The sequence below is a fragment of the Brevibacterium moorei genome, from assembly GCF_024580735.1.
Classification (GTDB): Bacteria; Actinomycetota; Actinomycetes; order Actinomycetales; family Brevibacteriaceae; genus Brevibacterium; species Brevibacterium moorei.
This window is the reverse complement of sequence record NZ_JANIJX010000075.1, coordinates 1-293: the sequence shown is the minus strand read 5'-3', so window position 1 is coordinate 293 and position 293 is coordinate 1. Positions and strand designations below refer to the sequence as shown.

Below are 293 nucleotides of genomic sequence, written 5' to 3'. Positions count from 1 at the left end.
ACACGGACCCGACAGCCGGCAGGGGCGGCACCAGAACACACACCACCAAACAGTGGTCTGTTGTCCCAGAACCCCAACAGCATACTCAAACAATCAATCCCGCGATGTTCCACCCACGAGCAACCACCGACAGGACACTCGCCTGCCAACATGGCCAACACTCAATGTTGATGCTCCTTAGAAAGGAGGTGATCCAGCCGCACCTTCCGGTACGGCTACCTTGTTACGACTTAGTCCCAATCACCAGTCCCACCTTCGACCACTCCCCCCGGACGAACCGGTTAGGCCATGGG

Annotated in this window: 1 rRNA gene; it reads right to left on the bottom strand. The window is 58.0% G+C overall.

Annotated features, from left to right (window positions below):
- Positions 1 to 181 precede the first annotated feature (181 nt).
- Positions 182 to 293, bottom strand: a 16S ribosomal RNA gene (locus NQ034_RS16100); the annotation flags it as partial.